Origin of the sequence: Hydrogenophaga sp., from assembly GCF_031426985.1 — a bacterium.
In the GTDB taxonomy this organism is placed as follows: domain Bacteria; phylum Pseudomonadota; class Gammaproteobacteria; order Burkholderiales; family Burkholderiaceae_C; genus Hydrogenophaga.
This window is the reverse complement of sequence record NZ_JASJOY010000109.1, coordinates 1-3904: the sequence shown is the minus strand read 5'-3', so window position 1 is coordinate 3904 and position 3904 is coordinate 1. Positions and strand designations below refer to the sequence as shown.

Annotated in this window: 6 protein-coding genes; 5 read left to right on the top strand and 1 reads right to left on the bottom strand. The window is 68.4% G+C overall.

Annotated elements, in window-relative coordinates; all coding sequences use genetic code 11:
* From RMP09_RS24095 to RMP09_RS14290, 5 genes are all read left to right on the top strand, one after another.
* The coding region (locus RMP09_RS24095; RefSeq protein ID WP_409559732.1) for a phosphoribosylformylglycinamidine synthase subunit PurQ at positions 1-129 on the top strand (129 nt) is incomplete at its 5' end.
* 4 nt (positions 130-133) lie between these two features.
* The gene (locus RMP09_RS14305; RefSeq protein WP_310566653.1) at positions 134-946 is read left to right on the top strand and encodes a phytanoyl-CoA dioxygenase family protein; all 813 of its coding nucleotides are present in this window, start codon (positions 134-136) and stop codon (positions 944-946) included.
* A 16-nt stretch (positions 947-962) separates the two neighbouring features.
* Positions 963-1928: a DUF808 domain-containing protein gene (locus tag RMP09_RS14300; RefSeq protein ID WP_310566652.1), complete on the top strand. Its 966-nt coding sequence runs from the start codon at positions 963-965 to the stop codon at positions 1926-1928.
* A gap of 164 nt (positions 1929-2092) precedes the next feature.
* Positions 2093-2638: a hemerythrin domain-containing protein gene (locus RMP09_RS14295; RefSeq protein ID WP_310566651.1), complete on the top strand. Its 546-nt coding sequence runs from the start codon at positions 2093-2095 to the stop codon at positions 2636-2638.
* 93 nt (positions 2639-2731) lie between these two features.
* Complete coding sequence (locus RMP09_RS14290) at positions 2732-3106, top strand: hypothetical protein (RefSeq protein ID WP_310566650.1); 375 nt, start codon at positions 2732-2734, stop codon at positions 3104-3106.
* A 6-nt stretch (positions 3107-3112) separates the two neighbouring features.
* Here the strand turns inward: RMP09_RS14290 and RMP09_RS14285 are convergent.
* On the bottom strand, positions 3113-3904 hold a 792-nt coding region (locus tag RMP09_RS14285; RefSeq protein WP_310566649.1), incomplete at its 5' end, for a DUF3656 domain-containing protein.

Below are 3904 nucleotides of genomic sequence, written 5' to 3'. Positions count from 1 at the left end.
TTCACGGCCATGATGCCGCACCCCGAGCGCGTGTTCCGCAACATCCAGATGAGCTGGACCAGTGGCAACGGCAGCGAACTCAGCCCCTGGATGCGCATCTGGCGCAACGCCCGCAAGTTCGTCGGCTGACCGTATGGCCCGCCCACACGCGCTGCCCGCCGAGATCGTCGATGCTTACGCCCGCGACGGCGCGGTGGTGCTGCGGGGCGTGCTCAACGCCGGCGACCTGCGCACGCTGGAAGCGGGCATCGAGCACAACCTGGCGCATCTGAGCCCGCTGGCGCTGGTGGCCAGCGAGCCGGACGACCCGGGGCGCTTCGTCGAGGATTTCTGCACCTGGCAGGCCAACCCGGACTACCAGCGCATCCTGCAGGCGTCGGCGCTGCCGCACCTGGCCGCCCAGCTGATGCAGAGCCGCACAGTGCGCCTGTACCACGACCACCTGCTGGTCAAGGAAGCCGGGACGCGCCAGCCCACGCCCTGGCACCAGGACCAGCCGTACTACAACGTCGGCGGCCTGCAGAACGTGAGCTTCTGGATTCCGGTCGACCCGGTGCCGCTGGCAAGCACCCTGCGTTTCGTGGCCGGGTCGCACGACGGCACCTGGTACATGCCGCGCAGCTTCCGCGACCAGCAGGCCAAGTGGTTCGCCGAGGGCACGCTGGCCGAACTGCCGCCGATCGACGCCGAGCCCGACACCTACCGGCAACTGGCCTGGGCGCTGGAACCGGGCGACTGCGTGGCCTTCCACATGCTCAGCCTGCACGCCAGCAGCGGCACTGGCCCTGGGGCCCGGCGCCGGGTGTTTTCGGCACGCTACCTGGGCGATGACGCCGTGCATGCGCCGCGCCACTGGCGCACCTCGCCCCCGTTTCCGGGGTTGGACCAGCGGCTGCCCGAAGGGGCGCCCATGGACGACCCGTTGTTTCCCCTTGTCTGGTCCTGAAAGCTGAATCACCCCCATGGCCTCCAGCCTGCTCGTACTGCTTGACGACATCGCCACCATCCTCGACGACGTGGCCACCATGACCAAGGTCGCGGCGCGCCAGAGCGCGGCGGCCGCCGACGACGTGGCGGCCATGACGCAGCTCGCGGCCAAAAAGACCGCCGGCGTGCTGGGCGACGACCTGGCGCTCAACGCCCAGCAGGTCACCGGCGTCAACGCCGACCGCGAACTGCCGGTGGTGTGGGCGGTGGCCAAGGGCTCGCTGATGAACAAGGCGATCCTGGTGCCGGCGGCGCTGGCCATCAGCGCCGTGGCGCCGTGGGCGATCACGCCGCTGCTGATGCTCGGTGGCCTGTTCCTGTGCTTCGAGGGCGCCGAGAAGCTGCTGCACAAGTTCTTCCACGCCAAGGAAGACGATGAGGCCCACCACGCCGAGCTGGTCAAGGCGGTGAGCGACGAGCAGGTCGATCTGGTGGCGTTCGAGAAAGAGAAGGTCAAGGGCGCGATCCGCACCGATTTCATTCTTTCGGCCGAAATCATCGTGATCACCCTGGGCTCGGTCGCCAGCGCACCGTTTGCCCAGCAGGTCGCGGTGCTGGTCGGCATTTCCTTCATCATGACCGTCGGCGTCTACGGCCTGGTGGGTGGCATCGTCAAGCTCGACGACGCCGGCCTGTACCTCACGCGCCAGGCATCGGGCGCGGCGCAGGCCTTGGGCCGTGGCCTGCTGGGCTTTGCGCCCTGGCTGATGAAAGCGCTGTCCGTGCTGGGCACCGCGGCCATGTTCATGGTGGGCGGCGGCATCCTGCTGCACGGCGTGCCGGCGCTGGGGCATGCGGTTGAACACTTCGCGCAAGGCCTGGGCTGGCTGGGCGGTCTGGTCAACAGCCTGGCCGGTGGCGTGGCGGGCGTCGCGGCCGGCGCGCTGGCCGTGGTGGTGTTCAACGCCATCAACCGGCTGCGCGGCAAGCCGGCGCACTGATCGGGCGTCAGAAACCCCCTGGCGACGCCCAGGGGCGGGCACACCACGGGCAAGCGCAAGGCTTGACATGCGTCAAGCCCGGATCGGCGGCAGTGCCTAGACTGGGCCCGTCATCGTAAGTGTGCTGAGCATTTGCCCGGCCCACACCACCCGAGGAGTCCACCATGAGCAAGTCCACCCCCCCTGCCGTCAACACCGACGCGCCGCTGACCAACTTTTCCCATTGCCACGAAGGCATCCTCAAGCGCCTGAGCGCGCTGGACGAACTGCCCGCCCTCCTGGCCCCGGCGGCCCGTGCGCGCCAGGTGGCCGAACAGTCGGTCGAATTCTTCCGCGAAGCCATCTTCGAACACCACCTGGAGGAAGAGCGCGAACTCTTCCCCGCCGTGCTGGCCAGTGCCCGCCCCGGCGAAGAAACCGAGCGTGTGCAAGGCATGGTGCGCCGCCTCACCAACGAGCACCGCACGCTCGAAGGCCTGTGGAAGCGGCTCGAAAGCGATCTGAAAAAAGTCGCCAAAGGCCACAGCACCGATCTGGACGTGGGCGAGCTGCAGCGGCTGGTGACCGACTACAGCGCCCATGCGCGCTTCGAAGAGGCGGAGTTCCTGCCGCTGTCCGAAACCATCCTGGGCCGCAACAGCAACCACATGGCCGCGCTGGGCCTGAGCCTGCACATGCGCCACGTCAAGCCGGTGGCGGCCTACATCTGAGGCGTTGTCTCCCGATGCTTCCAGGGGCGCTGCGGCGCCCCTTTTTCATGCGTCCGCCACGGTGTTTCGGGTCTGCGGTACAGTCGCCGCGCCATGCAACCGCCTTTGACGCCTTCCACCCCCCACGCCCCCGAACTCTGGCGCACCGACGCTGGCAGCGACTCGGTCGCCGTGCTCGACATCCCCGGCCTCAACGGCCGTGCCCGCGTGTTCGACGTGGACGCCACCTTGCTCGTGAACGTGCCGGCCGAGGCCGACGGCGCCTGGCTGGAACTGACGGTGGAATTCGACGGCAAGCGGCAGTGGAACCGCCGCATCCCGGCCCACAACCCCGGCCAGACCGACGGCCTGGACTACCACCAGCGCCTGCGGCTGGAGGCAGAGCAGGGCGTGCGCGTGCGCGCGGTGGCCAAGCTCAAGGGCGTGCGGGTGCGGCAGTTGCTGCTGGAGGCACGGGAAGAGGGCTGAACCGGCTCAGGCTTTGGCCGTTGGCCGCGCCTTGTAGAACGTCACCGGGCTCGCCGGTACCGCGTTCAGCACGGCGCGCTTGATCTTGCCGACCACGTGCATCTCGCAGGGTTTGCAGTCAAACCGTAGGGTCAGTTTTTCTTTGCCGTTGATCAGCTGCATGGGCTCGGCCTTCACCGTGCCCTGCACGCCGGTCACGCCCTTGGCCTGCTTGGGGCAGAGGCTGAGCGAGAAGCGCACGCAGTGCTTGGTGATCATCAGGCTGACCTCGCCTTCTTCTTCGTGGCTTTCGTAGGCCGCGGCGATGACCTTCACGCCGTGCTTGGCGTAGAAGTCGCGCGCCTTGTGGTTGAACACGTTGGCCAGGTAGGTGAGGGTGTCTTCCGGATAGTTGACAGGCGGCTCGACGGGCTGGGCGCGCGGCAGGCGGTGCCAGGCCGCGGCGCGGGCAGCTTCCAGCTGTTCCACCGCATCGCGGCGCAAGGCGTTGAGCTGCGAGGCGGGCACGAAGCGCGGGCCCTGGAGGTTCAGCGTCACGTCCAGCGGCTGGAACAGGGTGTCGCCCAGGCGGGCCAGGTTCTCGCGCAGCTTGGCGTCGGCCTGGCTCGGGTCTTTCGCGTCTTGCAGCGGACCGGGCAGGGCGGCGCTGCCGCTGTGGCCGTCTTCGTCGGTGATGGTGAGCTGAAGGCCCTCGGCCGTTTCATCCAGCGCCAGCCAGGCGCCGATGCGCCGTTCGGCCGATTTTTTCTCCAGACCGCGCACCCAGTCCATGTCGCGGTTGCGGTTGACCTGCACGCC

Coding starts and splice junctions, on each gene's coding strand:
- RMP09_RS14305 (WP_310566653.1), top strand. CDS start 134: ATGGCCCGCCCACACGCGCTGCCCGCCGAGATCGTCGATGCTTACGCC.
- RMP09_RS14300 (WP_310566652.1), top strand. CDS start 963: ATGGCCTCCAGCCTGCTCGTACTGCTTGACGACATCGCCACCATCCTC.
- RMP09_RS14295 (WP_310566651.1), top strand. CDS start 2,093: ATGAGCAAGTCCACCCCCCCTGCCGTCAACACCGACGCGCCGCTGACC.
- RMP09_RS14290 (WP_310566650.1), top strand. CDS start 2,732: ATGCAACCGCCTTTGACGCCTTCCACCCCCCACGCCCCCGAACTCTGG.